General features: G+C 65.6%; 26 protein-coding genes. 21 read left to right on the top strand and 5 right to left on the bottom strand.

Translation table 11 applies throughout. The features are described from left to right. Positions 1 to 80: 80 nt before the first annotated feature. The 9 genes from ABF648_RS06075 to ABF648_RS06035 all read left to right on the top strand — a co-directional run bounded on the left by ABF648_RS06075 (position 81) and on the right by ABF648_RS06035 (position 8,415). Positions 81 to 860, top strand: a complete 780-nt coding sequence (locus ABF648_RS06075; RefSeq protein ID WP_415631403.1) for a hypothetical protein — start codon at positions 81 to 83, stop codon at positions 858 to 860. Between the two features lie 32 nt (positions 861 to 892). Further along, entirely contained in the window at positions 893 to 2,341 is a 1,449-nt protein-coding gene (locus ABF648_RS06070; protein WP_415631402.1) for a VirB4 family type IV secretion system protein, read from the top strand. 30 nt (positions 2,342 to 2,371) lie between these two features. Further along, positions 2,372 to 2,902, top strand: a complete 531-nt coding sequence (locus tag ABF648_RS06065) for a hypothetical protein (protein WP_415631401.1) — start codon at positions 2,372 to 2,374, stop codon at positions 2,900 to 2,902. Beyond that, complete coding sequence (locus tag ABF648_RS06060) at positions 2,899 to 4,680, top strand: type IV secretory system conjugative DNA transfer family protein (protein ID WP_415631400.1); 1,782 nt, start codon at positions 2,899 to 2,901, stop codon at positions 4,678 to 4,680. The genes ABF648_RS06065 and ABF648_RS06060 overlap by 4 nt, the downstream gene beginning before the upstream one ends. 94 nt (positions 4,681 to 4,774) lie before the next feature. Further along, positions 4,775 to 5,233: a single-stranded DNA-binding protein gene (locus ABF648_RS06055; protein WP_415631399.1), complete on the top strand. Its 459-nt coding sequence runs from the start codon at positions 4,775 to 4,777 to the stop codon at positions 5,231 to 5,233. Positions 5,234 to 5,252: 19 nt separating this feature from the next. Beyond that, positions 5,253 to 5,813 (top strand): hypothetical protein, encoded by a 561-nt coding sequence (locus tag ABF648_RS06050; RefSeq protein ID WP_415631398.1) that lies wholly within the window; start codon positions 5,253 to 5,255, stop codon positions 5,811 to 5,813. Next, positions 5,810 to 6,043: a hypothetical protein gene (locus ABF648_RS06045; protein ID WP_415631397.1), complete on the top strand. Its 234-nt coding sequence runs from the start codon at positions 5,810 to 5,812 to the stop codon at positions 6,041 to 6,043. Before ABF648_RS06050 ends, ABF648_RS06045 begins: the two co-directional genes overlap by 4 nt. Positions 6,044 to 6,220: 177 nt before the next feature. Next, entirely contained in the window at positions 6,221 to 8,011 is a 1,791-nt protein-coding gene (locus ABF648_RS06040) for a recombinase family protein (RefSeq protein ID WP_415631396.1), read from the top strand. Then, the gene (locus ABF648_RS06035) at positions 8,008 to 8,415 is read left to right on the top strand and encodes a cupin domain-containing protein (RefSeq protein ID WP_415631395.1); all 408 of its coding nucleotides are present in this window, start codon (positions 8,008 to 8,010) and stop codon (positions 8,413 to 8,415) included. Before ABF648_RS06040 ends, ABF648_RS06035 begins: the two co-directional genes overlap by 4 nt. Positions 8,416 to 8,567: 152 nt before the next feature. On the opposite strand, the gene ABF648_RS06030 is transcribed toward ABF648_RS06035, so the two are convergent. Next, positions 8,568 to 10,001: an MDR family MFS transporter gene (locus ABF648_RS06030; RefSeq protein ID WP_415631394.1), complete on the bottom strand. Its 1,434-nt coding sequence runs from the start codon at positions 9,999 to 10,001 to the stop codon at positions 8,568 to 8,570. Positions 10,002 to 10,068: 67 nt separating this feature from the next. On the opposite strand from ABF648_RS06030, the gene ABF648_RS06025 reads away from it, so the two are divergent. From ABF648_RS06025 to ABF648_RS06015, 3 genes are read left to right on the top strand one after another with little or no spacing between them, the layout of a single operon-like run. After that, positions 10,069 to 10,719 (top strand): TetR/AcrR family transcriptional regulator, encoded by a 651-nt coding sequence (locus tag ABF648_RS06025; protein WP_415631393.1) that lies wholly within the window; start codon positions 10,069 to 10,071, stop codon positions 10,717 to 10,719. After that, positions 10,719 to 11,519 carry an ABC transporter ATP-binding protein gene (locus ABF648_RS06020; protein ID WP_415631392.1) on the top strand — a complete coding sequence of 267 codons (801 nt, stop codon included), beginning with the start codon at positions 10,719 to 10,721 and terminating at the stop codon, positions 11,517 to 11,519. Before ABF648_RS06025 ends, ABF648_RS06020 begins: the two co-directional genes overlap by 1 nt. Beyond that, entirely contained in the window at positions 11,512 to 12,288 is a 777-nt protein-coding gene (locus tag ABF648_RS06015; RefSeq protein ID WP_415631391.1) for an ABC transporter permease, read from the top strand. Before ABF648_RS06020 ends, ABF648_RS06015 begins: the two co-directional genes overlap by 8 nt. Before the next feature lie 251 nt (positions 12,289 to 12,539). Here ABF648_RS06015 and ABF648_RS06010 read toward each other — a convergent pair whose 3' ends face one another. Further along, positions 12,540 to 12,920, bottom strand: coding sequence for an ArsR/SmtB family transcription factor (locus ABF648_RS06010; protein ID WP_415631390.1), 381 nt, complete (start codon positions 12,918 to 12,920; stop codon positions 12,540 to 12,542). A gap of 167 nt (positions 12,921 to 13,087) precedes the next feature. On the opposite strand from ABF648_RS06010, the gene ABF648_RS06005 reads away from it, so the two are divergent. The 5 genes from ABF648_RS06005 (at position 13,088) to ABF648_RS05985 (ending at position 18,154) form a co-directional block, all read left to right on the top strand. Then, positions 13,088 to 14,029 carry a cation diffusion facilitator family transporter gene (locus ABF648_RS06005; RefSeq protein WP_415631389.1) on the top strand — a complete coding sequence of 314 codons (942 nt, stop codon included), beginning with the start codon at positions 13,088 to 13,090 and terminating at the stop codon, positions 14,027 to 14,029. A gap of 158 nt (positions 14,030 to 14,187) precedes the next feature. Then, on the top strand, positions 14,188 to 15,189 hold the full coding sequence (locus ABF648_RS06000; RefSeq protein ID WP_415631388.1) for an ATP-binding cassette domain-containing protein: 1,002 nt from the start codon (positions 14,188 to 14,190) through the stop codon (positions 15,187 to 15,189). Continuing rightward, positions 15,186 to 16,010, top strand: a complete 825-nt coding sequence (locus ABF648_RS05995; RefSeq protein WP_415631387.1) for an ABC transporter permease — start codon at positions 15,186 to 15,188, stop codon at positions 16,008 to 16,010. The genes ABF648_RS06000 and ABF648_RS05995 overlap by 4 nt, the downstream gene beginning before the upstream one ends. A 223-nt stretch (positions 16,011 to 16,233) precedes the next feature. Continuing rightward, entirely contained in the window at positions 16,234 to 17,238 is a 1,005-nt protein-coding gene (pip, locus tag ABF648_RS05990; protein ID WP_415631386.1) for a prolyl aminopeptidase, read from the top strand. A 166-nt stretch (positions 17,239 to 17,404) separates the two neighbouring features. Next, positions 17,405 to 18,154, top strand: coding sequence for a hypothetical protein (locus ABF648_RS05985; protein ID WP_415631385.1), 750 nt, complete (start codon positions 17,405 to 17,407; stop codon positions 18,152 to 18,154). A 111-nt stretch (positions 18,155 to 18,265) separates the two neighbouring features. Here ABF648_RS05985 and aqpZ read toward each other — a convergent pair whose 3' ends face one another. The 3 genes from aqpZ to ABF648_RS05970 all read right to left on the bottom strand — a co-directional run bounded on the left by aqpZ (position 18,266) and on the right by ABF648_RS05970 (position 21,101). After that, the gene (gene aqpZ / locus ABF648_RS05980) at positions 18,266 to 19,063 is read right to left on the bottom strand and encodes an aquaporin Z (RefSeq protein WP_415631384.1); all 798 of its coding nucleotides are present in this window, start codon (positions 19,061 to 19,063) and stop codon (positions 18,266 to 18,268) included. Positions 19,064 to 19,212: 149 nt separating this feature from the next. Then, positions 19,213 to 20,112, bottom strand: coding sequence for a carbohydrate kinase family protein (locus tag ABF648_RS05975; protein WP_415631383.1), 900 nt, complete (start codon positions 20,110 to 20,112; stop codon positions 19,213 to 19,215). Between the two features lie 71 nt (positions 20,113 to 20,183). Beyond that, entirely contained in the window at positions 20,184 to 21,101 is a 918-nt protein-coding gene (locus ABF648_RS05970) for a 2-hydroxyacid dehydrogenase (protein WP_415631382.1), read from the bottom strand. Between the two features lie 161 nt (positions 21,102 to 21,262). Here ABF648_RS05970 and ABF648_RS05965 point away from each other — a divergent pair, with 161 nt between their 5' ends. The 4 genes from ABF648_RS05965 to ABF648_RS05950 form a co-directional block, all read left to right on the top strand. Further along, the gene (locus ABF648_RS05965) at positions 21,263 to 22,204 is read left to right on the top strand and encodes a metal ABC transporter solute-binding protein, Zn/Mn family (protein WP_415631381.1); all 942 of its coding nucleotides are present in this window, start codon (positions 21,263 to 21,265) and stop codon (positions 22,202 to 22,204) included. Beyond that, complete coding sequence (locus tag ABF648_RS05960; RefSeq protein WP_415631380.1) at positions 22,204 to 23,079, top strand: metal ABC transporter ATP-binding protein; 876 nt, start codon at positions 22,204 to 22,206, stop codon at positions 23,077 to 23,079. Before ABF648_RS05965 ends, ABF648_RS05960 begins: the two co-directional genes overlap by 1 nt. Continuing rightward, positions 23,079 to 23,999 (top strand): metal ABC transporter permease, encoded by a 921-nt coding sequence (locus ABF648_RS05955; protein ID WP_415631379.1) that lies wholly within the window; start codon positions 23,079 to 23,081, stop codon positions 23,997 to 23,999. Before ABF648_RS05960 ends, ABF648_RS05955 begins: the two co-directional genes overlap by 1 nt. Before the next feature lie 94 nt (positions 24,000 to 24,093). Then, positions 24,094 to 24,660, top strand: a 567-nt coding sequence (locus tag ABF648_RS05950; RefSeq protein WP_415631378.1) for a CynX/NimT family MFS transporter, incomplete at its 3' end; no start/stop codon positions are given.

The raw sequence follows: 24,660 nt of genomic DNA, 5'->3' as shown, positions 1-24,660 counted from the left end.
CTAATCGTACGAGAAGGCACCGACACGTTGCAGGGACGTCCGGCGCACCTGCCTTCCACACGACTATGAGGGAGGCCGTCATGCCCACGTTCTACGATCCCGGCGCGGACGCCGGGGAAGCATCCGAGGCTCTGCGCGGGCTTGCGCACGCCACCCGGACCATCGAGCATCCGCAGGACATGTACTTGGTGCTCGGTGATCTGCTGTCAGGGGTGCGGTCGCTGCGGCAGGTCCTTGACCAGCTGAGCACCGCTCACGCCAGCGGCCGGGACCTGGCCTTCGACGACTACGGGGATCACGCATCCGGATCTGCCGATGCTCTGGCCGTAGCCGACGAACTCCACCAGACCGCGACGCTCATTGATCAGGCAGAAGACCGGCTCAATGTCGCGATGTCGGCAGCAGGGCGGATCGCCTGGCACACCGAACCCTCCACCGAACAAGTACCCGTGCGCCGCTGGGTCTCCGTGGTGTTCCTCCAGGATTCGGAGGCGGACGAGGTCCTCGACGTGATCGACCGCGACGGCCCGGATACCGCGATGGAGTACTTGAAGAATTGGGACTACGGGGACGAGACGACCGACGCGGCGATGGAAGACGGCCATGTCTACGACCTCCCACCCGCAGGCATGCTGGATCGAGAAGTCCGCGACGGGGACTACCAGATGACCTACAACCACTCCTTCGGCCACGTCGGCCTCTACCGCCTCCACACCATCGAACCCGACGACGTTCTCGACGACGAACCCACCCGTCCGGCTATGGCGCATGCTGAGGCGATGAGGGCGGTGCCCGACGGGTCCTGGTTTGAGCACCCGGGTGCCGCCGCGGTCAAGCAGTCACGGGGGCTCGGACTGTGACCGGCGAAGAACCCGAGACTCTACACACGGCAGTGCTTGTTGCCCCGGCGAAGGAACGGCGACGTCTGCGCAAGCAGCGCCGCCAGGCTGCGGCCCGACTCCAGGCCGAGCAGCGAGCCGCCGAACGCGAGGCGGCCAGAACCAAAGCCGCTGCAGAGCGCGCCGAGCGGAAAGCGACCACGTACCTGCCTTCCGCCGGTGAGCCCGGACCCGCACAGCTACGTTCACCTGGCAAGTTTCGGCTCCCGCGTCATCAGGACACCTCCGCAACCCTGGCCGGGGCCTACCCGTTCCTCGCCGAAGGTGGCCTGGGTTCCGATGGGGTCTTCGTTGGGCAGGACCTCTACTCGGGTGGCAGCTTCGTGTACGACCCGTGGGTGCTCTACGCCCGCGGCGTCATAACCGCACCCAACCTGGTCCTCGCGGGCATCGTCGGCTCGGGCAAGTCCTCACTGGCCAAGAGCCTCTACACCCGCTCACTCCCATTCGGGCGGCGCGTCTACGTACCCGGAGACCCGAAAGGTGAACACACCGCCGTCGCCGAAGCCGTCGGCGGCCGGGCCATCGTCCTCGGACACGGCATGTCAACCCGCCTCAACCCCTTGGATGAGGGATACCGCCCCGCAGGGATGAAGGATGCCGAATGGGCCTCCACCATCGCATCCCGACGCCGCGACCTCATCGGCGCACTGGCCGAAACCGTACTCACCAGACCCCTGTCTCCGTTGGAACACACCGCCATCGACACTGCCTTGACAGAGACAGTGCGGGGCAATGATGTGCCGATCCTGCCCATGGTCGTCGACCACATTCTCAACCCCAGCACGTCTGCCGACCCGGATGGGAGGCTCGCCGAGGATGGGCGCCTCGTCGGCCACGCCCTACGCCGCCTCGTCGCGGGCGACCTGGCCGGGCTCTTCGACGGGCCCTCAACCGTCACCTTCGACCCGACGCTGCCGATGATCTCCCTCGACCTGTCCCGCGTGACCGAGAACTCCACGTTGATCTCGGTGCTGATGACCTGCTCCAGCGCGTGGATGGAGTCGGCCCTGCTGGACCCGGCAGGCGGGCAGCGCTGGTGCATCTACGACGAGGCCTGGCGCCTCATGTCCCACCCCGCCCTCCTGAAGCGCATGGATGCGCACTGGCGACTCGCCCGCCACTACGGCATCGCCAACATGCTGATCTTCCACAAACTCACCGACCTGGAAAACGTCGGCGACCAAGGCTCTGCCATGCGATCCCTCGCCAACAGCCTCCTGGCCAATGCGGAGACCAGGATCATCTACCGGCAAGAATCCGACCAGCTCGGAACCACGGCCCGAACCCTCGGGCTGACCGGCACGGAGCAGAAACTCCTTCCCGGCCTCGGCGTCGGGCAAGGCCTCTGGCGCATCAAAGACCGCTCCTTCGTCTGCCAGCACCAGCTCCACCCCGACGAACTCGCCCTCTTCGACACCACCACCCGCATGACCAGCTGACGTCAGGGACGCCCGGTGCACCTGATCGGCATGAGTATTCACCACAGCCACTCCGCCGCCCCCGACGAGACACCGGTCAGCCTGCCGCTGGCCACCATCACGGTCGACCCCTACGGGGTCCTTACCGTCAGTTTGGACGGCGCCGAATATCCGCCGCCCTCGCCAACGGCACCATGGACGAAAAGGCGGTTCGGGGAACTCCTCGACGCCCTCACCGCGGACCGCACGCGAACCATCCGAGTCGAAATCCACGAGTCCGACGGCAGCACCTTCACCGACATCATCCGTGCCGCCCGCACCCCACATCCCGACTCGACCGATGAGTCGCCCGCGCCTCGTCGGGCCCGGCACCGCCACACGCCAGAAACCATCGAGGTGACCGGGGCCGGGTTCCAACCGGGCGAAGACGTCACCATCGCCCTCGTCCGGAGCACCACTGAAGCGACCGCGGCTGGGACCGTCCGCGTGACACTGAATCTCGGAGAACTGCCCACGGGCGGCGCCGACATTGTGCTGGTCGGGACTACCTCGGCTCGGGTCGTGACTCGGCGGGTGCCATGAGCACGCAGCGCCAATCCGGCTCGATGGGTGACGAGCTGACGAACATCCTCATGGTCGGGCTCGCTGCCCTCTTCGGCCTCATCCTCGCCATCCGTGGTGCAGGGTCTGTCGCTGCATTCGTGACCGGCGCCAAGCAGCCACAGGCAGGAATCGCCAGTGGGGTGGCGGTCCTGTTCAATCCGGGAGATCCCGCAGGTGCGCTCCACGCCGCCGGGCTCAGCCCCATCGCCTACTGGATCACCCTGACGCTCATGCTCGGCCTCCTCGGGGCGGCTGGTGCCTGGGTGTGGATCAAGTGGCGACGCCACTCCCGAGCAGTCGATGTGGACCCACACCGGTTGGCGGGTACGGCCACCGGCCACGAAGTCGCCACAGCCGCCTCCGCGAAAGCGCTGGTCCGCCGAGCCGGGACACTCCGCCCGTCCCTCGATACGCCAGAACCTCACGATGTGGGGTTCCTGCTCGGCCAGTCGAAGGGCAAACAGGTGTGGGCCAGTGTTGAAGACTCCATCCTCCTCATCGGCCCGCCACGCTCCGGCAAGGGCCTACACATCGTCATCCCCGCGATCCTCGACGCACCCGGTGCCGTGGTCACCACCAGCACCCGGCCCGACAATCTCACCGCCACCCTCACGGCCCGGCAGCAGATCGGGACCGTCGCCGTGTTCGACCCCCAGCACCTGGCCGAAGGCGTTCCCGCCGGGCTGCGCTGGTCGCCCATCCGCGGCTGCGACGACCCACTCACCGCCATGATCCGCGCCACCGGGCTCGCCGCCGCGACCGGCCTCGCCGACGGAGGGGTCGACGGAGGCGGATTCTGGGAAGGCAAGACCCGCGTCGCCCTTCAAGCCCTCCTCCATGCGGCCGCGTTGGATCACCGCACACCCGCCGAACTGTTCCGCTGGACCCTCGACCCCTCCGCCGCGGCAGACGCCGTCGCCATCCTCACCGGTTCACCCCACTCAGCGACAGGCTGGGCTGAATCCCTAGAAGCCATGATCGACGCCGACCCCCGAACCCGTGACTCCATCTGGCAAGGCGTCTCCCTCGCACTGGCAGCCCTGGCCGACCCCCGCGTCCTCGACGCCGTCAGCCCCGGGCCCGGTGAGCAGTTCGACCCCGAAGCCTTCATCCAAGACAAGGGCACCCTCTACCTCCTCGCTACCGGAGCAGGGGCAGGCAACAGCGCCGCCCTCGTCGCCGCGTTCGTGGAGGACCTCGTCGAAACCGCCCGTCGGATGGCCGCCCGCAGCCCGGGCGCACGACTCGACCCACCACTCCTTCTCGCCCTGGACGAGATCGGCAACCTCGCACCACTCCCATCCCTGCCGACCCTGATGGCTGAAGGCGGAGGCACCGGGATCACGACCATGCCCGTCCTCCAATCCCTGGCCCAGGCCAGGGACAAGTGGAGCGAGAACCAGGCCGGAGCCATCTGGGACGCCAGCATCGTCAAGATCATCCTCGGCGGTGCCTCCAACAGTCGAGACCTTCAAGACCTCGCCACCCTCATCGGTGAACGTGACGAGTACACCGATTCCATCACCCTCGGCGACCACGGCACCCGATCAAACCAGCGCTCCGTACGCCGGGTGCCGATCCTGCCACCCGACCGCATCCGCACCCTCCCATTCGGCACCGGAGTCATCCTCCTGCGCTCCACCCCGCCGATCATCACCGACCTGCATCCCTGGCCGAAACGCAGTGACGCCACCCAACTCACGCGAAACCGCGCGAGCATCGAAGCCCTCCTGCAACGGCCACCCCGCGCCGAATAGCCCAGCCCCCGAGTAGCCGAACGCTGGGAAGCCACGTGCACCTGCCTAGCACAGCGGTCACCACCGGGTGACTAACGAACTCCAGGAGCACACCATGGCCATCCACGCGCAGCAGTCCATTTCCGGCTTCATTGCGTCGGAACCGCAGCTCACGACTACGTCGAAGGGCGATCCTCGCTTATACCTCAGGTTCGGCCAAGAGCACTTCCGACGGGAAGAGGACGGAACCTTCACGCAGATGGAGACGACGTATCACCACTTGGTGATGTTCGGCCGTTCAGCAGAACGCCTGAGCAGCCGGTTCTCCAAGGGCGACAACTTCTTGGCCGAGGGATATGTCCGCCCGGTCAACTACGAGCGTGAAGGCCAGGCCGTTGAAAGCGAGGAGTTCGTCGCCAAGCGGATGGGGCATGACGCAGTGCGAACGCGCTACGACGTCGACCGCTCACCCCGTACCTCCGCAGCTCGGGAAACCGTCCAACGCGAACAGGAGCGGGCCTTCAACCCTCCGTCGCGGCGGCCGACGACCAACGCTCCGGTGCTCGGTCGCTGAACGTTGAGAGGAGCGCATCATGACTTCGCACACGCCAGGGTTTGACGATCAGCCCGACTACGACGACACGCAGAACCTGGTCGCCGAGCCTCCGCACCCCATCAACTGGAACCTGCTCACAGCTGCCGACCTGGAGCAGGAACTGCTCGAACTGAACCGGTGGGTCGACTGGCTACGCCACACCTACGGACTCCCGGCCTCCGTCATCCCACCCTACTGGCACCGCCACCCCGAACTGCTCTGGGAACTCTCCGCCCTCCACCTGCACTGGCTCTGTGCCTACGACCCTGATCAGAACGGCTCCGCGCCGCTGGGGTGGCATCGCGACTTCGCTGATGCCCGCCAGAGACTGCGCGACTGGGTGACTGCCTCCGGCACCCGCCTCGACCGGGACCGGCCCACACGGCAGACCACCTGGCCCGGGGAAGAACCTGCCGAACACGCAGAAGAGACGACAATCGTCGGCCGTGACGAAGACTTCGTCGAGTTCGTCCTTGACCAGGTTGAAGCCCGCCAGAAAGCCGAGGACGCGTTCTACGCCAGCATCGACCACGACACCGGGGAGGTGCGGGACGAGTGAGCACGTACTCCAAGAAGACGGGCCAGCGTCCGAACGATGAGCGGTCTCTGTCGGTCCGAGCCGTCCACCGGAATCCGGTCGACATCCACAAGCTCGCCGAAGCGCTCATACGCCTCACGTTGCAGGAGTCCGGCAAGGCGCGAGCCGATGCGCGGGCCACCGAGCTGCCCGAGACCTTGAGGGACCGACCAAACGGCCCTGTCGGAGTGACAGTCCAGCCGGTAGAATGAGCATCAAGCCTCGCGTCAAACGTGGGGTGTTGTGGTCCTAAACCCCGCCCACGGCGGGCACGCGAAACGTGGCCGATTCGGCCTAGTCCTAGAGCCTTCGGGTTCCTCTCACAAGCAACACCCCGCCGGGCGTTCCAACCCGACGCGAGGGACGCACCGCGTGAGAGTTGGACCAAAATGACTGACCGAGACCCCACCATCCGCACCGACCCCGTGCGCAGTCTCATCGACCCACCCCAAGGCACCGCACAGGCGGTGTCCTACCTACGCGTCTCCACCAAGGAGCAAGCGGAGAAGGGTGGCACCGACGAAGGCTTCTCCATCCCCGCCCAGCGGGAAGCCAACAGGCGCAAGGCCGAGCAGCTCGGCGCAGTTATCGTCGAGGAGTTCGTTGATGCAGGCGAGTCCGCCCGCAAGGCCGATCGCCCCGACCTCATGCGGATGATCAAGTACGTCAAACAGCACCGCGTCGCCTACTGCATCGTCCACAAGGTCGATCGTCTCGCACGCAACAGGGCCGACGACGTCACCATCCACCTCGCACTCCAGGAGTCCGGGGTCATGCTGGTGTCCGCCACCGAGAACATCGACGAGACGCCCTCGGGCATGCTGTTACACGGCATCATGTCAACGATCGCCGAGTTCTACTCCCGCAACCTGGCCACCGAGGTCATCAAAGGCATGACCCAGAAGGCTGCCAGCGGCGGGACGATCGGCAAGGCACCCATCGGCTACCTCAACGTCCGTGAGCGGGACGAACTGGGACGCGAAGTCCGCACCGTCGACTTTGACCCGGATCGGGCACCTCTCGTCGAGTGGGCCTTCAAGGCCTACGCGTCTGGCGACTGGACCGTCAGCCAGCTACACGACGAGCTGACCTCACGCGGTCTCACCACCCCAGCCACCCCGAAGCGCCCGTCAAAGATGCTCGCCGTCTCCAGCGTCCACCGGATGCTCACCAATCCCTACTACAAGGGCGAGATCACCTACCGCGGAGTCCTCTACAAGGGCTCCCACACCCCGCTGGTTCCGGCCCAAGTCTGGTACCAGGTCCAGTCCGTCCTCACCGCTCACAAGACCGCATCGGAGGCCACCCAAGTGCACGATCACTATCTCAAGGGCACCGTTTACTGCGGGCAGTGCGGGTCCAGGCTCATCGTCTCCAACGCCAAGAACAGCTACGGCAACGTCTACCCGTACTTCGTCTGCTCCGGGCGTCACGCCAAGCGAACCGATTGCTCGCGTCAGGCCATGCTCATCGACGAGGTCGAACACCTCATCGAGCAGTACTACCAGCGAGTCCAGGTCACCCACGCCCAGCGCCAGGCACTCAGCGGCATGATTCACGCAGAGTTCGACCGGCTCATGTCTGCCGAAGCCGACGAACTCGGACAGCTCACCGCCCACCGTGACCGTCTCGAACACGAACAGGACCGGCTCCTTCAGGCCCACTACGCCGAGGCCATCCCGTTGTCCGTCCTCAAGCGGGAACAGGACCGCATCCTTGGCGAACTCGACCAAGTCACACGGCGCATCGACGCCCACTACGGTGAGTACACCGACGCCCGAGCCCACCTCGACGATGCCCTCAACCTCCTGGAGAACTGCGCCGAGATCTACGCCCGCTGCGACGACGCAAACCGACGCCTGTGCAACCAAGCGTTCTTCACCAAGATCTACATCGACGAGGACGGCGACGTACGAGCCGAGAACGCCCGCCCCTTCGAAATGCTCCTGGACCCCGAGGTCAACGCGGACGCCCTCACCTGGGCCGCGAACGCGGACAAGGCCCGAACCCAGCCCGATGATTCATCGGGCCAAAGTTCGAGCCTTGTGCGTTGGGTGCACCAGCGCACAAGGCTCGAACCTTGGCACACAGAATCAGGGGCTGGGGTTCGGGCATTGCGGGATCGCATCGCCACACAAGAGGCCGGCGACCGGCACGAGGTACGTAGAATCTGGACATGAGTGACGATGTGCGGAACGTGCAGGATGCCTTGTCCCAGATTGCCGGATACTGGCAGCCGCACAGACTGACGAGCATCAACGACTATGACGTGAAGGTCGTCAAGCTTCAGGGCAAGTTCGTATGGCACATGCATCCCGACACCGATGAACTGTTCATGGTGCTTCGTGGTGAGTTGACGATCCAGCTGCGGGACCGCGATGTTGTCCTCGGCCCGAATGATGTGTTCGTTGTCCCGAAGGGCGTCGAGCACTGTCCGATGGCCGACGATGAGGTGCACGCCCTCTTGTTCGAGCCCCAGGGCACCGTGAATACCGGTGACGCGGGTGGTGAGAGGACTTCGGTGTTGCGCGAGTTCAGTCAGCAAACGGCTGGAGCCGGGAGCCGGCGTCGAGGAGAAAATTGAGCCAGGCGACCCCGGCGCCCGCGAGGGCGGCGGCCACGTCCTCGTCGTCCGGTTCGACCGAGGCGGTCCGGAGGGCCGGTGGTACTCGGTCAGCAGATTCTCCCGATCGGAGAAGCGCTCCGCATCGTGGAACCCCGAGTAGTTTGGCCGCCTCAGCCTGAAGCGGCAGGAACTGGCGCAGATGAGGGGCGGATGGGATGATCCGGGTGCGCAGGCAGCAGAGGGGAGAGCGCGGCGCCAAGCGCTGCGAACCCGACCGCCCACCAGAACGCCTGGTCGAATGCTGCGGCGACGTCGGCGAGGGTTTGTGCGCCGATGGCGGCGGCTTGCAGGATGACGGCGAGGACGGCCACGCCGAACGATCCGCCGATCTGTGTGGCGATGCGGGTGATGATGCTCGCGTGGGGTACTTCGGGTCGTGCCAGGCCGACGAACGCGCCTGCCATGAGGGGGATCGTGACGGCACCGAGTCCGGCGCCGCGCACGAGCAGGGCTGCCATGAGGAACCACTCATTCGTTGAGGTGCCCGACAATGCAAAGGGCACCGTAGCAAGGCCCACGACCACGAAGCCGACAATGGAGACCCAACGGGCACCGAATCGGTCGGTGAGACGGCCCGCGACCGAGCGGCTGGCAAGCGTGCCGAGCCCTTGGGGGATCAGGAGGAATCCAGCGCCCAGTGCGTCTGCGCCGCGGATCTCCTGCCAGTAGAGCGGCAGCAGAAGCATCACGCCGTAGAGAGCGATGCCGGAGAGGAACAGCAGTCCCGAGGATGCCGCGAGTGGCCGATGCACCAGCAGACCGATGTCGACCAGCGCGTCGCCGCCGCGGCGAAGCGCCCAGACGACGAAGCCGACCAGCAGCAGGACCCCGCCGATCGTCGGTGCCAGCACCTCGAGGCGGCTGAAGCCTCCGTCGCGGGTCACATTGGACAGTCCGTAGAGCATGCCGATCACGGAGGGCGACACCAGCAGCAGGCCGATCACATCCAGCTTCACCCGGCCACCCGGCTCATCCTTCGGCAGCAGGAGCCAGGCAAGGATCAGGCTGACCACGCAGAACGGCACGTTCACCCAGAACAGCCAGCGCCAGTCCAGGAAGTTCAGGATGAGGCCACCGAGCACCGGCCCGAGGATCGGGCCCAGCACGGTCGGCAGGCTGAGGGTGGAGATGACCCGGCCGAGGTCTTGCCCGTGTGCTGCCTGCACGACGAGCGTCGACATCAGCGGCAGCATCGCCCCGCCGCCAATGCCTTGCAGCACGCGGAAGGCGATGAGGCTGGAGGCATCCCAGGAGAGGCTGCACAGGATCGAGGCGACGAGGAACACCCCGAGGGACAGCATCCAGAGACGTCTGCCTCCGAGCCGAGCCTGCGCCCAGCCGACCACCGGGATCGTCACGCCGAGAGCGAGCAGGTATCCGGTGCTCACCCACTGGATCACGTCGACGGTGGTGTTCAGCTCGGTGACGAGTGTGTGCAGCGCCATGCTCACGATCGTGGTGTCGAAGACAACCGCCAGCCCGCCGACGATGACGACGATGGCGGTGCGCTTCAGGATGGGATCGAGCGGTTGTTCCTCGGCCATGGCCCCTCTTAAGATACAATCTGTAACAGTGGTCGCCCGATCGTACCTCCGGAGAATAGGATACGCAATGTCTCTTAGTGAGGAGCCGCAGACGCGGCGCCGGGGTGCGGCGTTGGAGTCGGCGCTGCTGGACGCGGCCTGGCAGGAGCTCTCTGAGCGCGGCTATGACGCACTGACCATCGACGGGGTCGCCGAGCGCGCGGGAACGAGCCGACCGGTGATCTACCGCCGCTGGGCGGGCAAGCCCGAGCTCGTGCAGGCGGCCCTCGTCCACGGATTGCGGACCGAGCGCGGCGCCGTGCCCGACACCGGGACGCTGCGCGGCGATCTGATCGCACTCATGCGCAGAGCGAACGAAGGCCGGGTGAGCGTGGCGATCATGGTCAGCGCGCGGCTGGGCGAGTTCTACCGCGAGACCGGAACAAGCATGGCGGACCTGCGGAACGTGATCGTCGGAGACGGCCCCAGCAGCATCGAAGCAGTCCTGGACCGCGCTGCGGCGCGCGGCGAGGTCGATCCCGCCACGATCACACCGCGGATCGCCCGACTGGCCCTGGACCTGTTGCGGCTCGAAGTCCTGATGACCTTCAGGCCGGTGCCGATCGAAGTCATCGAGGAGATCGTCGACACCATCTTCCTTCCCCTCGTCGAGAAGCGAGGCCATCAGATCGACTCCGAGAAGCCCGTGGCGCGCCCACGTGCACGTGGGCTTGACTGATGGCCGATTCTCCCCGCCCGCATCCCGACGACGAGTCGTCTCCGGTTCTGGAAGTCAACGAGCTGGTCGTCGCCTACGGGACGAGAATCGTTGTCCGCGGCGTGAGCTTCGAGGTGTCGCGCGGTGAGATTTTCGGCCTGTTGGGCCCGAACGGTGCTGGCAAGACCAGCACCCTGAGCGCCATCGAAGGCCTGCTTGCACCCGAGGGTGGTGCCATCCTCGTGGACGGGGTGGACGTACAACGCGACCCGCTCCGCGCCAGGGCATCCCTCGGCGTCCAGTTGCAGGCATCCAGTTTCCAACCCGAGCTGACCATCGAGCAGCTCGTCGCGCTCTACGCCGGGTTGAACGGGGTCGCCCTCACCCGCGCCGAGATTGCCGAGGCCATGACGGCCGCCGGGCTGGGAGGCGAGCTCGGAAAGCGGTTCAAGAAGCTCTCCGGCGGCCAGCAACAGCGGCTCGCCCTGTTCATCGCGACCATTCACCGACCTGTTCTCCTCCTGCTGGATGAACCGACCGCCGGGCTGGACCCGCAGTCGCGGCGTCGGCTGTGGGACCGCATCGAACGACTCAGCGGTGCTGGGGGAGGCGTCGTGCTGACCACGCACTCGATGGAGGAAGCCCAGGCAGTCTGCCACCGCGTCGCGATCCTCGATCACGGCGCACTGCTCGCGCTGGACACGCCGGCGAACCTGATAGCCCAGCACCGCAACGATCCGCGGGTTCTCAGAGCTGCGCGCGGTGAGGTGACGCTGGAGGACGTCTTCATTGGACTGACCGAGGATGACACCGATGGCTGACCCCGGTGTCGAGGTGGTGCGACCGTCCCTCGGTCTGATCCTCCGCTCGCTGCTGCGGGCGGACTTCACGGTGCTGTTGCGCAGCAGCAGGACGCTGCTGCTCAACATCGCGGTGCCGATCTTCATCCTTGTCGTCACCAGCCTCAGTCCCGGCGACACCAGCCTCCTCACGCTCGGCTTCGAGGTCGGCCTCGCGCTCACATTCGGCCTGATCTCGTCCAGCCTGATCGGCTACTCGCTCACCGTGGCGCGCGACCGCGAGGCGGGCGTGCTCCAGCGGCTGCGGGTGACCCCCGCGCCGACATGGACGATCATGGTCAGCCGGCTGCTGGTGCAACTCGTCGCCGATCTCGCCCTCACCGTTGTCGTGATCGTCGTGTTCAGCATCATGCACGGCGTCACCTACACCATCGGGCAGTACCTCCTCGTCGTCGCGGTGTCGCTTCTCGGCGGTGCCGTGTTCCTCAGCATCGGGCAGATGGTCGTCGCACTGGTCAGATCGGCGGCGACCGTGAATGCGGTCGGGCGACTGCTCTACATCGTGCTCATCCTGCTCGGCCTGCTCGGGGTCAGCGGCCTCCTCGGCAGCACCGTCCAGACCGTGGCGCAGTGGTCGCCCACTGGCGCCGTGATCGAGCTCTACACGGTCGCGCTGAGCCTCACGGGGTGGAGCGGCGCCGACACGCACGCGCTGATCGCCTGCATCGGTTACGTCGCCATATGCTCATTCATCGGAATCCGATGGTTCCACTGGGACGCGCACGGTTGACCGCGGAACCCATCCGCGACGTGGCCCCGTTCGCCTGCTTCGGCGTGTTCCAGGGTGCCCCGGGGCGCGGAGCTGTCGTCCGGGACCAGGCGGACCTGACGGATGGGCAGTTGGGAACGGCGCTGTTGTTCGTGGGGATCTGGGCGCAGCTGTTGGGCATTCCGGCCATGGCTTCCCAGAACCCGCCATCGCACACCTCCATGGTTCATCGTTGGGGTGTTGCGACGACCAGCTGAGCCGTTTCCCTCCCATCAGCCGGCTGTGATGTCTCCATGATGCATGGGGCAAAGGCACACCGCGTCGCCGGTGAGTGCCAGCATCTTCTCGGCCGCCGCAAGGATTGCGATGACGGTTTCGGGCTGGGCGAGGGAGTACATCGAGGCCCTTCCCTCGGCGCGTGAGATCACCATGCCGGTGTCCTTCAGGCAGGCGAGATGCTTGGACACGGTGCTCTGCGAGAGTCCGAGGTGTTTCACCAGATCGACAACGCGGTGCTCGCCGAGCTGCAGATGCTGCAAGATCACCAGGCGTGACGGATCACCGAGACTGCGGAAGAGGGCTGCGGCCGAGATCATCGCTTCCGATTCGGCGATGAGGGGCAGCTCTTGGGATCCTTCGGCTTGCATCGTCATATATCGATATTATCCCGATCTGAGAATCACTCTCACTTACCTGACCAAGTTCGTGCGTACGCATCGTGGTCTGAGCCAGCGCTTCATCGTGATAACATCGCTGTTCAGCGATGTTATCTACAGGGTCAGCTGCATTGTTCGGGTAGGCAGAGAAAAAGGAAACATCGATGGACGGAGGACACGATCACGGGTCGACCGTGGCTGAGGCTGGAGAACCCGGCGATTTTCGGCGGAAGCTCTGGATCGTATTCGGCATCACCGCGACGATCGTCGTCGCCCAAGCCGTTGGTTCAGTCATCACGGGAAGTCTTGCGCTGCTGACCGATACGGCGCACGCGATCACGGACGCATCTGGGATTCTCGTCGCACTGGTCGCCGCGACGCTGCTGCTTCGGCCGGCGACGTCGCAGCACACCTGGGGGTTCCGGCGTATCGAGGTCCTCGCGGCGCTGGGTCAGGCGACACTGCTGCTGGTGGTCGGCCTCTATGCCGCGATCGAGGGAGTTCGGCGTCTCTTTGAACCTTCAGAGGTTCCCCCGACCGAGCTGCTGTTCTTCGGCATCATCGGACTCGGGGCGAACATCACGGCGATCCTGATTCTCTCCTCGAGCCGAGGGGCGAACTTCAACATGCGTGCTGCGTTCCTCGAGGCACTAAATGACACGCTGGGCTCACTGGGTGTGATCATCGCTGCGATCGTCATCGCCACTACCGGATTCCAGCGCGCAGACGCGATCGCTGGCCTGTTCATCGCGTGCCTCATCGTGCCTCGAGCATTCAAGCTGATGCGCGAGACGACAAGCGTGCTCATGGAGTTCACCCCAAAGGGGCTCGACCTCAATGAGGTGCGCATGCACATTCTCGAACTCGAGCACGTCAGGGACGTCCACGATCTGCACGCGTCGACCATCGCGACGGGCCTGCCGACAATCACTGCACATGTGGTCGTGGAGGATGAGTGCTTCACCGACGGTCATGCCGCGGAAGTGCTCCATGCCGTGAAACAGTGCGCGGCTGAGCACTTCGAGGTGTCGGTGAATCACTCGACCTTCCAGATCGAGACCGAGCACATCAGCCATGAGGAACCAACCGGCGTCAAGCATCCGTAGCAGGTCGTCTGGGCGCAGAGCCGGGTGGAGCTGTGCGCTGGACTGCGGTCCGGTGGCGGGAGTGACGGTCTGGGCGGGCCGCAGACTCTGCGCACAGTACCCAAAGGCGAATTGCCAGGTGCCCGGTTCATGGTGAGGGGGCTCGTACCCTTGAAAAGGTGACTGACGCCGTAGAGGCCACAGGCCTGATCAAAAGGTACAAGGACGTGACCGCCCTCGGCGGTGTTGATCTCGCCGTGCCCGAGGGCAGTGTGCTCGGCCTGCTGGGTCCCAATGGTGCGGGGAAGACGACCATCGTGCGGATCCTCTCGACCCTGCTGCGCCCCGATGGCGGATCGGCCCGGGTCGCGGGGGCCGATGTTCTGGACGAGCCGCGTGAGGTGCGGCGCAAGATCGGTCTGTCAGGCCAGTACGCGGCGATCGACGAGTACCTCACCGGCTTCGAGAACCTCGAGATGATCGGTCGGCTCTACCATCTCGGCCGGCGCAGATCCCGGGATCGAGCGCACGAGCTGCTGGCCCAGTTCGGCCTGGAGGACGCAGCCAACCGGCCGGCCAAGACCTATTCGGGCGGTATGCGCAGACGCCTCGACCTGGCCGGAGCACTCGTCGCGCAGCCGCCCGTCCTGTTCCTCGACGAGCCCACGACCGGTCTCGACCCGCGCTCGCGGAGCGGCACGTGGGATGTCCTGCGAGAGCTCATCGCCGGAGGCACGACATTGCTGCTCACAACGCAGTACCTCGACGAGGCCGACGCCCTGGCCGATCGCATCGTCGTCATCGACCACGGGCGGATCATCGCGCAGGGCACCGCTGACGAACTGAAGCGCCAGGTCGGCGGTGAGCGCCTGGAGGTCACGGCCGTCGACCCCGCACGGTTCAGCGAGGCCAGGCGACTTCTGGAGCCGCTGGGCAGTGCCCCGGCAGCCGTCGAGAACCACGACCGTTCGCTCGTCATACCCATCGCGGGCGGTGCCGCGGTTCTCGGGGAGGCGGTGCGCCTGCTCGACGAGGCGGGCATCGAAGTCGACGACCTCGGGATGCGCCGGCCGACCCTCGATGACGTCTTCATGATTCTCACCGGGCATGCGGCGGAGAACGGCGAGGACGAGCAGGACGACCGGCATGAACCCGCGCTCGCGAGAAAGGCAGACCGATGAATCTGTTCGAGACGATGTCCGATGCCTTCGTCGTCGCCCGACGCAATCTCATCAAGATCAAGCGGGTACCGGACCTGCTGGTGTTCACAACGCTCTCGCCCATCATGTTCGTGCTGCTCTTCGCCTATGTCTTCGGCGGGGCGATCGACCAGCAGGGTGGGGGAGCGGCCTACCGGGAGTTCCTCATCGCCGGGATCTTCGCCCAGACGGTGATCTTCGGCGCAACGATCACGGGCGCGGGGCTGGCCGAGGACGTCAAGAAGGGCATCGTGGACCGCTTCCGGTCCCTGCCCATGTCCCCCTCGGCCGTGCTCACCGGCCGCACCCTGTCCGATGTGGCCAACAACCTCATCGTGCTGGCCGTCATGTCGGCGACCGGGCTCGTCGTGGGCTGGCGGATCAGAACGTCATTCTTCGAGGCGGCCTGGGGTTTCGTGCTGCTGCTCGTCTTCGCCTACGCCATCTCATGGATCATGGCGTGGGTGGGGATGATCGTGCCGAGCCCTGAGGTGGTGAACAATGCCTCGTTCATCATCATCTTCCCGCTGACATTCGTCGCCAATACCTTCGTGCCACTCGCGACGCTGCCGGGTCCGTTGCAGACCTTCGCCGAATGGAATCCGGTGTCCGCTGTCACCCAAGCCGCTCGTGAATTGTTCGGCAACACCGATCCCAGTGTCGTGGCGCAACCCGGCACGGACGTGTCCACGTCATGGGCTCTGCAGAACCCGGAGCTCTACACCTTGATCTGGGCAGCGGCCGTGCTGGTCGTCTTCGTCCCGTTGGCGAACTGGCAGTACCGCAGATCGACCAGCCGATGACGACCACGCATCAGCGTGATCGTCATCGGCCTCGTTGCCGGACTTCTGGACATTCGGAATCTCCGGCGTCGAGATGACTCCCACCAGAAGGAGAACCTGGCCAGGGACGGGCCCAGAGCAGGTGAGTGGGACATCGCGGCGACGGCGAGGCCCTGCAGGGAACGGGCGGCGATGAGCACCTCGCCGGTCTGCACGAGACCGGCGGCGGGCCTAGGGTCGACCCATGACTGCAGCGACGCCGGAGTTCCAGATCGTGCCGGAGCGCGGGCTCTATCCGGAGATCGAGCCCTATGACATCCGGATGATGCCTGCCCGGGGCGGCCAGAGCATCTATGTGGAGCAGTGCGGCAATCCGCTCGGTAAGCCCGTGGTCTTCCTGCACGGCGGCCCCGGCGGCGGTGGCGGCACCGAGCGCCGACGGTTCTTCGATCCGGCGCGCTACCGCATCGTGGTGCCCGACCAGCGCGGCTGCGGTCAGTCGACTCCGCATGCCGCGGAGGCCCGAACGCCCGGCGAGATGGCGTCCAACACCACGCAGAATCTCATCGCAGATCTGGAGCAGGTGCGCGGCGAGCTCGGCATCGGGAAATGGCAGGTCTTCGGCGGATCCTGGGGTTCATTCCTGGCGCTCAGCTATGCCGAGGCGCACCCGCAGGTTGTGAGTGAACTGGTGCTGCGCGGCATTTTCATGCTGCGTCAGCCGGAATTGAATTGGTACTACAACGGCGGTGCGGCGAATGTCTTCCCCGAGCTGTGGGAGAAATTCTGCGAGCCGCTGCGTAGGGCCAGACATGATTTCTCCCAGGACAATATTTCGGCCTATTTCGATCTGTTGTGGAATCCAGATCCTGCGATTCACGGTGCGGCCGCAGTCGCCTGGTCCACCTGGGAGGCGGCAACCACCTCTCTGATATTCGATCCCCAGCACGTGGCCGAATTCGCAGATCCGGATTATGCCTTGTCCTTCGCGCGCATCGAGAACTACTACTTCGTCAATCACGGATTCGTCCCCGAGGGCCAGTTGATCCGCGATGCCGGTCTCCTGACAGGCATTCCCGCGGTGATCGTGCAGGGCCGCTACGACATGTGCTGCCCCGCGACCTCGGCCCATGATCTGGCAAGGGCAATGCCACACGCCGATCTGAGGATCGTGCTGGCCGGCCATTCCGCTTTCGAACCGCTCATCGCAGCGGAGCTGGTAAAGGTCTGCGATGAATTCGCCCGGTGAGGATCCGGGTGAGGAGCCAGGCGCCATGGCGAGGCTCGATTGCGCCGCCCGGGAGGACTTCAATACACTCAACCCCGGGAGCACTGAGAACTCCTTCTTGCTCTCCGATCGGATTCTCGCTCCTGGAAATTCTTGCACGGTGGATGGGGGAGAACGAGGAGACAACATGGCGTCGAAGCCGATGCGAATTACCAGAATCGCCGGTCTGCTGGGCGTGGTCGGTGCGCTGGCACTTTCCGGTTGTGCTGGAAATGAGCCCACTCCGGTGTCGACTTCCATGCGATACGGCGGAAATGCCCCGGCCTCGAGCACGCCAAGCGCAGGACAACTGACCGCAGAGCAGTTCCAGGCTTTCCAGATCGGCCAGAAGGTTGAAGGTCCCACCTATTCCGGAAACCCGGATGATATTCAGCTACTCATCGGAAATGCCGATGGTCTGCAGAATCTGCGGGTGATGGTCTTCAGTACCGACACCGCAGGCAATCGCGTCGCCAGGCAGCTCACCACTTCTACCACTGCCATGTACACCCCTGACCAGACCGGATTGACCATCCAGCCGGGCCGGATGAACACCGGGTCGATCCCAGACGATCCGTCGATCGCTGATCAGTGCAATGACTTCACCACGAGCGCCGCCATCACGTCGAGCACGGCCGACAGCGCACTGGCCTCCGATGACAATGTCTGTCCGTACGCGCTCTACACCTATGGTTCGACGCCCGTACCCGGTCAGGCCAATGCCTCGGCACTGCCGAATCCGCCGGTACTGCTGGTGGTGGACGGAACCGGCACGATCATCCGTAAGCAGGACTTCAACACCGCCTCCCAGTCGGTGGTCAGTGAGGCCATCTTCTTCTGGGGTTCCGACTCGCCGTTCACCTCGCCCGGCACGGGCAGGAGTGGAGGATTGGGCTGACGTCCACCACGAACAAAGCCCCTGCGGATCATCACGAGGATGACGCAGGGGCTTTGTTCTCCGGCTGTGGTGTCAGGGCCATGAGGTCCACATGCCGTGCCGGAGTCCAGATCAGTTCTCCGCAGCTTCGGTGAACTTCTTGCCGAAGATCGGGCGGTAGACGAAACCGGCGATGAGGCCGCCGATGATCGGGAACACGATGAACACCCACAGCTGCGCCAGATTGGCCGAGCCACCGAAGACCGCCGCGGCGATCGAACGGGCCGGGTTCACCGCGGTGTTGTCGACCGGGATGGTGATGAGGTGGATCAGGCACAGCGTCAGACCGATGGCCAGCGGGGCGAAACCGGCGGGAGCCACCTTGGCGGTGGTGCCCAGCACGACGAGCACGAAGATCGCGGTGAACACGACTTCCACGACGATCGCCCCGGTGATGCCAAATCCGCCGGGGGAGTGCGCACCGTAACCATTGGACGCGAATCCGGCGGCTCTGGCCGATGCGAAGAAGCCGGGCTTGGACGAGGCGATCAGCGCGATGAGTGCGGCGCCCAGGATACCGCCGACGATCTGGGCGATGATGTAGCCGATGGCGTCCTTCCAGGGGAAACGCCCGGAAGCGGCCACGCCGAGGGTGATGGCGGGATTGAAGTGGCCACCGGAAATCGGACCGAATGCATAGGCGCCCACCACGACGGTGAGGCCGAAGGCGAGCGCAACGCCCAGGTGCCCGACGCCGGTCACATTGTTGTCAGCGCTCGGGAAGACTGCGGCGAGGATCGCGGTGCCAACACCGCCGGCGACCAGGACCAGCGTGCCGATCGCCTCGGCGACCATGCGATGGATGAGTTGGGGTCCCCCTGAGGTGAGGGGCGCCTCCGATTCGGTGGGGATGGTGATCTCGTTGGGCATTGCAGATTTCCTTCTTGATCGTGGGCAGGGGTGCTCCTCCTCGGTGAACACTAATGACCGCCAGCCGAAGTCGCAGTGATTCCACACGGTGGCCCGGCAGCGCCACCAGCTGACAGCTGAATCCGGGTCCGCGCTCGTCCCGGAGGCTCTCAGCGCTGAGTTGCCGCCCGCAGTTCTTCAAGGGTCGGCAGGTCCGCACCCTCCCGGCTCACCGTGATTGCCGCCGCCCGCGCGCAGATGTCACCCATTGCGGCGAGGTCGTCCTGGGACAGTGCGAAGCCGTCCTGCGGGCGTTCGATCAGCTGCCACAACAATGCCGTCATGTAGGTGTCACCCGCACCGACGGTATCCGTCACGCTCACCTGCGGGCTGGCCACCGGCACATGGTCGGCTCCACTGCTCAGCACTGAACCGTCGGCGCCGCGGGTGAGCGCGGCGAGGCGCACCCCGTAGCCGTGCAGGCTGTCCAGCATGGCATCTGCCGAGGCGCCCGGGTAGAGCCACTCGGCGTCCTCGTCGGACATCTTCACGACATCGCAGGCGGCCGCCAGATGCTCGAAGGACATCACAGCTTGGTCGTGGTCACCCATCAGGGCCGGCCGGATGTTCGGGTCGAAGCTCACCAGGCTGCCCGTGCGCCGGGCCGCCGCTACGATGTTGCGTACTTTTTCGGCGCCAGGCTCCAGAAAAGCCCCGATGGAACCGATGTGGATCCAGTCGGTGCCCGGTGCCCGGTCATCGGGTAGATCCCAGGACACGTCGAAGTGGTAGCTCGGAACTCCTGCCGAGTCGACACTGACGCGGGCAGTCGACGTGCGGGCTGCCTGGCGCGAGGCCTCGGTGAGGTGCACGCCGGAGGATTGCAGGTGGGCGGCGATTCGCCGGCCTCGTTCGTCGTTCCCGATCCAGGTCCAGAAATTCACCGGGACGCCCAGGCGTGCCAGGCCGAAGGCAACATTGGCGGGCCCGCCGCCGGGGATTTCACGACTCCGGCCGTCTGCCGGCACGATGTCGACCAGCGCCTCCCCGATCACAGTGATGGTGCTCATGATCTCGTCCGACCCCTTTCATGTCGCGCACTGCCTCCTGCCATTGTCCCAGCGAAACCGAGCATCGGGGTTCAGGTGCGCGCGACGATGTTTTCCGGCTGTTCCCCGGCCAGCAGCTCTTCCAGCTGGCGGCGCAGCAGGGCGGCCACCCGTGAATAGGTGGCCGTGGTGTTGCCACCCTGGTGCGCGGTGATGAGTGTGTTCGGGGCATGCCAGAGCGGATGACCGGCCGGCAGCGGCTCGGGATCGGTCACGTCCAGTGCGGCATGCAGCCGCCCGTTGGTCAGCTCGCGCACCAGAGCATCCGTGTCGACAACCCCGCCCCGGGCCACATTGACCACCAGGGCATCGTCGGGGAGAGCGGCCAGTGCGGCCGCGTCCAGCAGGTGGCGGGTACTCGGTGAATTGGGCACGGCCAGCACCACGATGTCCGCATCGGGCAGCAGGTCCGGCAGTTCCGAGATCGCGTGCACGCCATCGCGGGCGGTGCGTGCCACCTCGGTGATCTGCACCTCGAAGGGCCGGAGCCGGGCCACCAGAGCCTGTGCCACCGAGCCCGCGCCGATCACCAGCACCCGCTGGTCTGCCAACGAGGGCGTCAAGGGATTGGTCCAGCGCTCCTCGCGCTGGGCCTGGAATGCCTGTGGCAGTTCGCGCAGCGAGGCGATCATCATGCCCACCGCGAGTTCGGCGGTCTCTGCGGAGTGCACTCCCCGGCCGTTGCATATCGTCACGCCGGGCGGCACCAGTGGCAGAGCATGGTCGAAACCGGCCGAGGGCAGCATCACATATTTCAGATTCGGCAGTTCGCGCAGTCGGGTCCATCTCTCCGGGTGGATCCAGTAGTGCCCGATCTGCACCACCTCGATCTGTGCCGCGATGCCGCCGGGAAGCGAGGACATCAGGTCCCAGTGCACGAAATCGACGCGGTCGGACATGTCGTGGAGGCGGGTGAGCAGATCGGTATCGGGCACGGAGACGGTGAGCACGGTGCCACTCTGCCAGGATCGCCCTTCCGGCCTCGAGGAACTCGGGAGAGGCACAGAATCACTTGCTAATAAGAATCATTCGTCTATACACTGTGCTGCGGTCACCGCAAGCCGGTATGCCAGCGGCGGGAAGTACTGCACGCGACGAGATGAGGGAAAACATGAGGTTCAGTCGACGGTCGCTGATGGCGTCTGCCCTGGTGGTGGGCCTGGCTGCCCTGAGCGCCTGCAGCTCGGGCACCAGTGGCAGCACTGCAGCGAGCTCCGGGTCCTCCGTGGCCCCGGTCATCAATGTGGTGGCATCGACCAATGTCTGGGGCGATGTCGCCGCCCAGGTCGCCGGCGGCCTGAACGCCAACGGCGTGTCCATCACCTCGATCATCTCCGATCCCAGCGCCGATCCGCACTCCTACGAGGCCAGCACCCAGAATCAGCTGGCCCTGTCCAGGGCCCAGGTCGTCATCGAGAACGGCGGCGGCTACGACGACTTCGTCGCCAACATGCTGAAGACCGCCAACAACTCCTCGTCCACCGTGCTCAATGCCGTGGACATCTCCGGCATCAAGGCACCTGCGGGCGAGGACCTCAACGAGCACGTCTGGTATGACTTCCCGACCGTGACAAAGGTCGCCAGGCAGATCTCGGACACCTTCGGTGAGAAGGATCCGGCCAACAAGCACATCTACGACACCAACGAGAAGGCCTTCGAGGACAAGGTCTCCGGTCTGCAGAATGACGAGGCCGGCATCAAGCAGGCCCACAACGGCGCTCCGGTGGCCATCACCGAGCCCGTGCCGCTGTACATGCTCGAGGCCTGCGGCTTGGAGAACAAGACCCCCGAGGAGTTCAGCGAGGCCGTCGAGAACGGCACCGATGTCTCCGCCAGCGTGCTCAAGGAGACCACTGATCTGTTCAACGACAAGGGAGTGAAGCTGCTCGCCTACAACGAGCAGACCACCGGTGACACCACGACCGCAGTGCTCAATGCCGCCAAGGCGAATAACATCCCGGTCGTGCCCGTTACCGAGACCCTGCCTGATGGCAAGAACTACATCTCCTGGATGCAGATGAACCTGGACAACATTTCCAAGGCCCTGGGCTGATGACGATGACCGGTAGCGGCGTGCGCCCAGACGCCGCATCCGGGGCACAGGTGGACGCCGCTCCGGTCCTCAGCCTGCATGGCGCCGAACTCAGCTTCGGAACCAGGAAGCTGTGGTCCGGGCTCACCTTCGACGTGAAACCGGGGGAGTTCGTCGCTGTGCTCGGCGCAAATGGCTCGGGCAAGACGAGCCTGCTCAAGGTGATCCTCGGGCTGCAGCCCCTGTCCGGTGGCCAGCTCACAGTCTGTGGGCACCCGGTGAGCCGCGGCAGCGGCGAGATCGGCTACGTGCCGCAGCAACGCCGGCTGGACGCCAGTACTCCCCTGCGCGCCCGCGATCTGGTGCGCCAGGGCGTGGATGGACACAAATTCGGTTTCTCCCGTGTCTCCAAGAGGGTGCGTTTCCGCATCGACGACGCGCTGCGCCAGGTGGGTGCCGAGGAATTCGCCAATATGCCGGTCGGGGTGTTGTCCGGCGGGGAGCAGCAGCGGGTGAGAATCGCCCAGGCGCTGGCCAGCGATCCCGCCGTGCTGCTGTGCGATGAGCCCCTGCTCTCACTGGACATCCGTTCGCAGAGGACCGTCACCTCATTGATCGACCAGCGGCGAAGGATGCGCGGCACCGCCGTGGTCTTCGTGACCCACGAGATCAACCCGGTGCTGCCCTATGTCGACCGGGTGCTCTACCTGGCCGGCGGCCGTTTCCGGGTGGGCACCATCGCCGACGTCTTCACCTCGAAGACGCTCAGCGAGCTGTACGGAACCCCCGTCGACGTGGTGCACGTGGGGGATCGCATCATCGTGGCCGGTGTCCCCGAGACCGAGGACATTCCGCCACATCACGAAGAACCCCGGGACGAGGAAAGCAAAAGCTGATGCAGTCATTTCTTGTCCTGCTGGAGATCCATGCAGTCCCCGAATTATGGGGTCAGATCTTCAACTTCACCGACTACGGCGCCTTGCTGGCCCTGGTGCGCAATTCTCTGGTCGCCGGCGCAGTGCTCGGCCTGGTCGGCGGTCTGGTGAGCACCTTCGTCATGATGCGCGACCTGCCCTTCGCGGTGCACGGGGTCTCCGAGCTGTCCTTCGCCGGTGCATCGGCCGCCCTGTTCTTCGGCGCGAACATCATCACCGGTTCATTGGTCGGATCGATCCTGGCCGCCTGCGTCATCGGGGCGCTGGGTGCGCGGGCCAAGGACCGCAACTCGATCATCGGTGTGATCATGCCCTTCGGATTGGGTCTCGGCGTGCTCTTCCTGTCGCTCTACCAGGGCAGATCGGCCAACAAGTTCGGTCTGCTCACCGGTCAGATCGTGGCCGTGGACACCCCACAGCTCGGCTGGCTGATCATCACCGGTGTCGTCGTCACCGCTGCGCTGATGTTCATCTGGAGACCGCTGCTGTTCGCCAGCACCGACCCGGAGGTAGCCGAGGCCCGCGGCGTGCCAGTGGGTCTGCTGTCGGCAGTCTTCATGCTGCTGCTCGGCCTCACGGTGGCCATCTCCGTGCAGATCATCGGCGCCCTGCTGGTGCTCTCGGTCATCTGCACCCCGGCGGCCGCAGCGATGCTCGTGACCGCCTCACCGAAGACGGTGCCGGTGCTCAGCATGGCCTTCGGCTTCCTGTCCGTGGTGGGTGGGACCCTGCTGTCGCTGGGCAGCCGGGTGCCGATCAGTCCCTATGTGACGACCATCTCGTTCTTGATCTATCTGGTCTGCCGCGTCATCGGGCGGTGGCGCACCAAGCACGGCTGGTCCAAACGCGGTGCCCAGGTCGAGACCGCAGTCGCGGCCTGATGCCCCCAGACCTGCAACCGAACGGTCGGCGGGGAAGCCTGCGGGAGATCCGGCCTGCCCGCCCCGAACATCGCGCTGGTGAGAGGATGCATCAGTGACACCACCCCAACAACCGGACGAGGAGCCCACCGGCTCGTCCGGCAGTTCCCGTCGGCCTCGTATGTGGGCCATGACCCCGCTGGCGGCCCTGCTGGTCTTCTGCCTCATCCTGCGTGCACCGGTGACCGTGATCCCGCCGCTGCTGGTGCAGATCAGGGCCGATCTGGGCCTCAATGCGGTGGTGGCAGGTCTGGTGACCTCCGTCCCGGTGCTGTGCTTCGGGGTGCTCACCCCCTTTGCGTCACGCCTTGTCGGGCTGACCGGCATCAATCATGGGGCGCTCTACTGCCTCGGCGCGGTGATCGCCGGTTCGATCCTCCGCTCTGCCGGTGGTGTTCAGGCGCTGTTCGCCGGCACACTCCTCATCGGTGCCGGGCTCACCATCGGTAATCTCGTGGTGCCGATGCTCATCGGCCGCGACTTCAGGGCTCGCACCGAACTCGTCATGGGTCTGTACTCCTCGACCATCAACATCGCCGTGGGGGGGGGGGGCCCCCCCCCCCCGCGGGGGGGGGGGGGGGGGGGGGGGGGGGGGGGGGGGCCCCCCCCGGGGGGGGGGGGG

The organism is Propionibacterium sp. (assembly GCF_047719395.1).
Classification (GTDB): domain Bacteria; phylum Actinomycetota; class Actinomycetes; order Propionibacteriales; family Propionibacteriaceae; genus Propionibacterium.
Note: the sequence above shows the minus strand (reverse complement) of the source record. Positions and strands in the feature narration are given on the sequence as shown.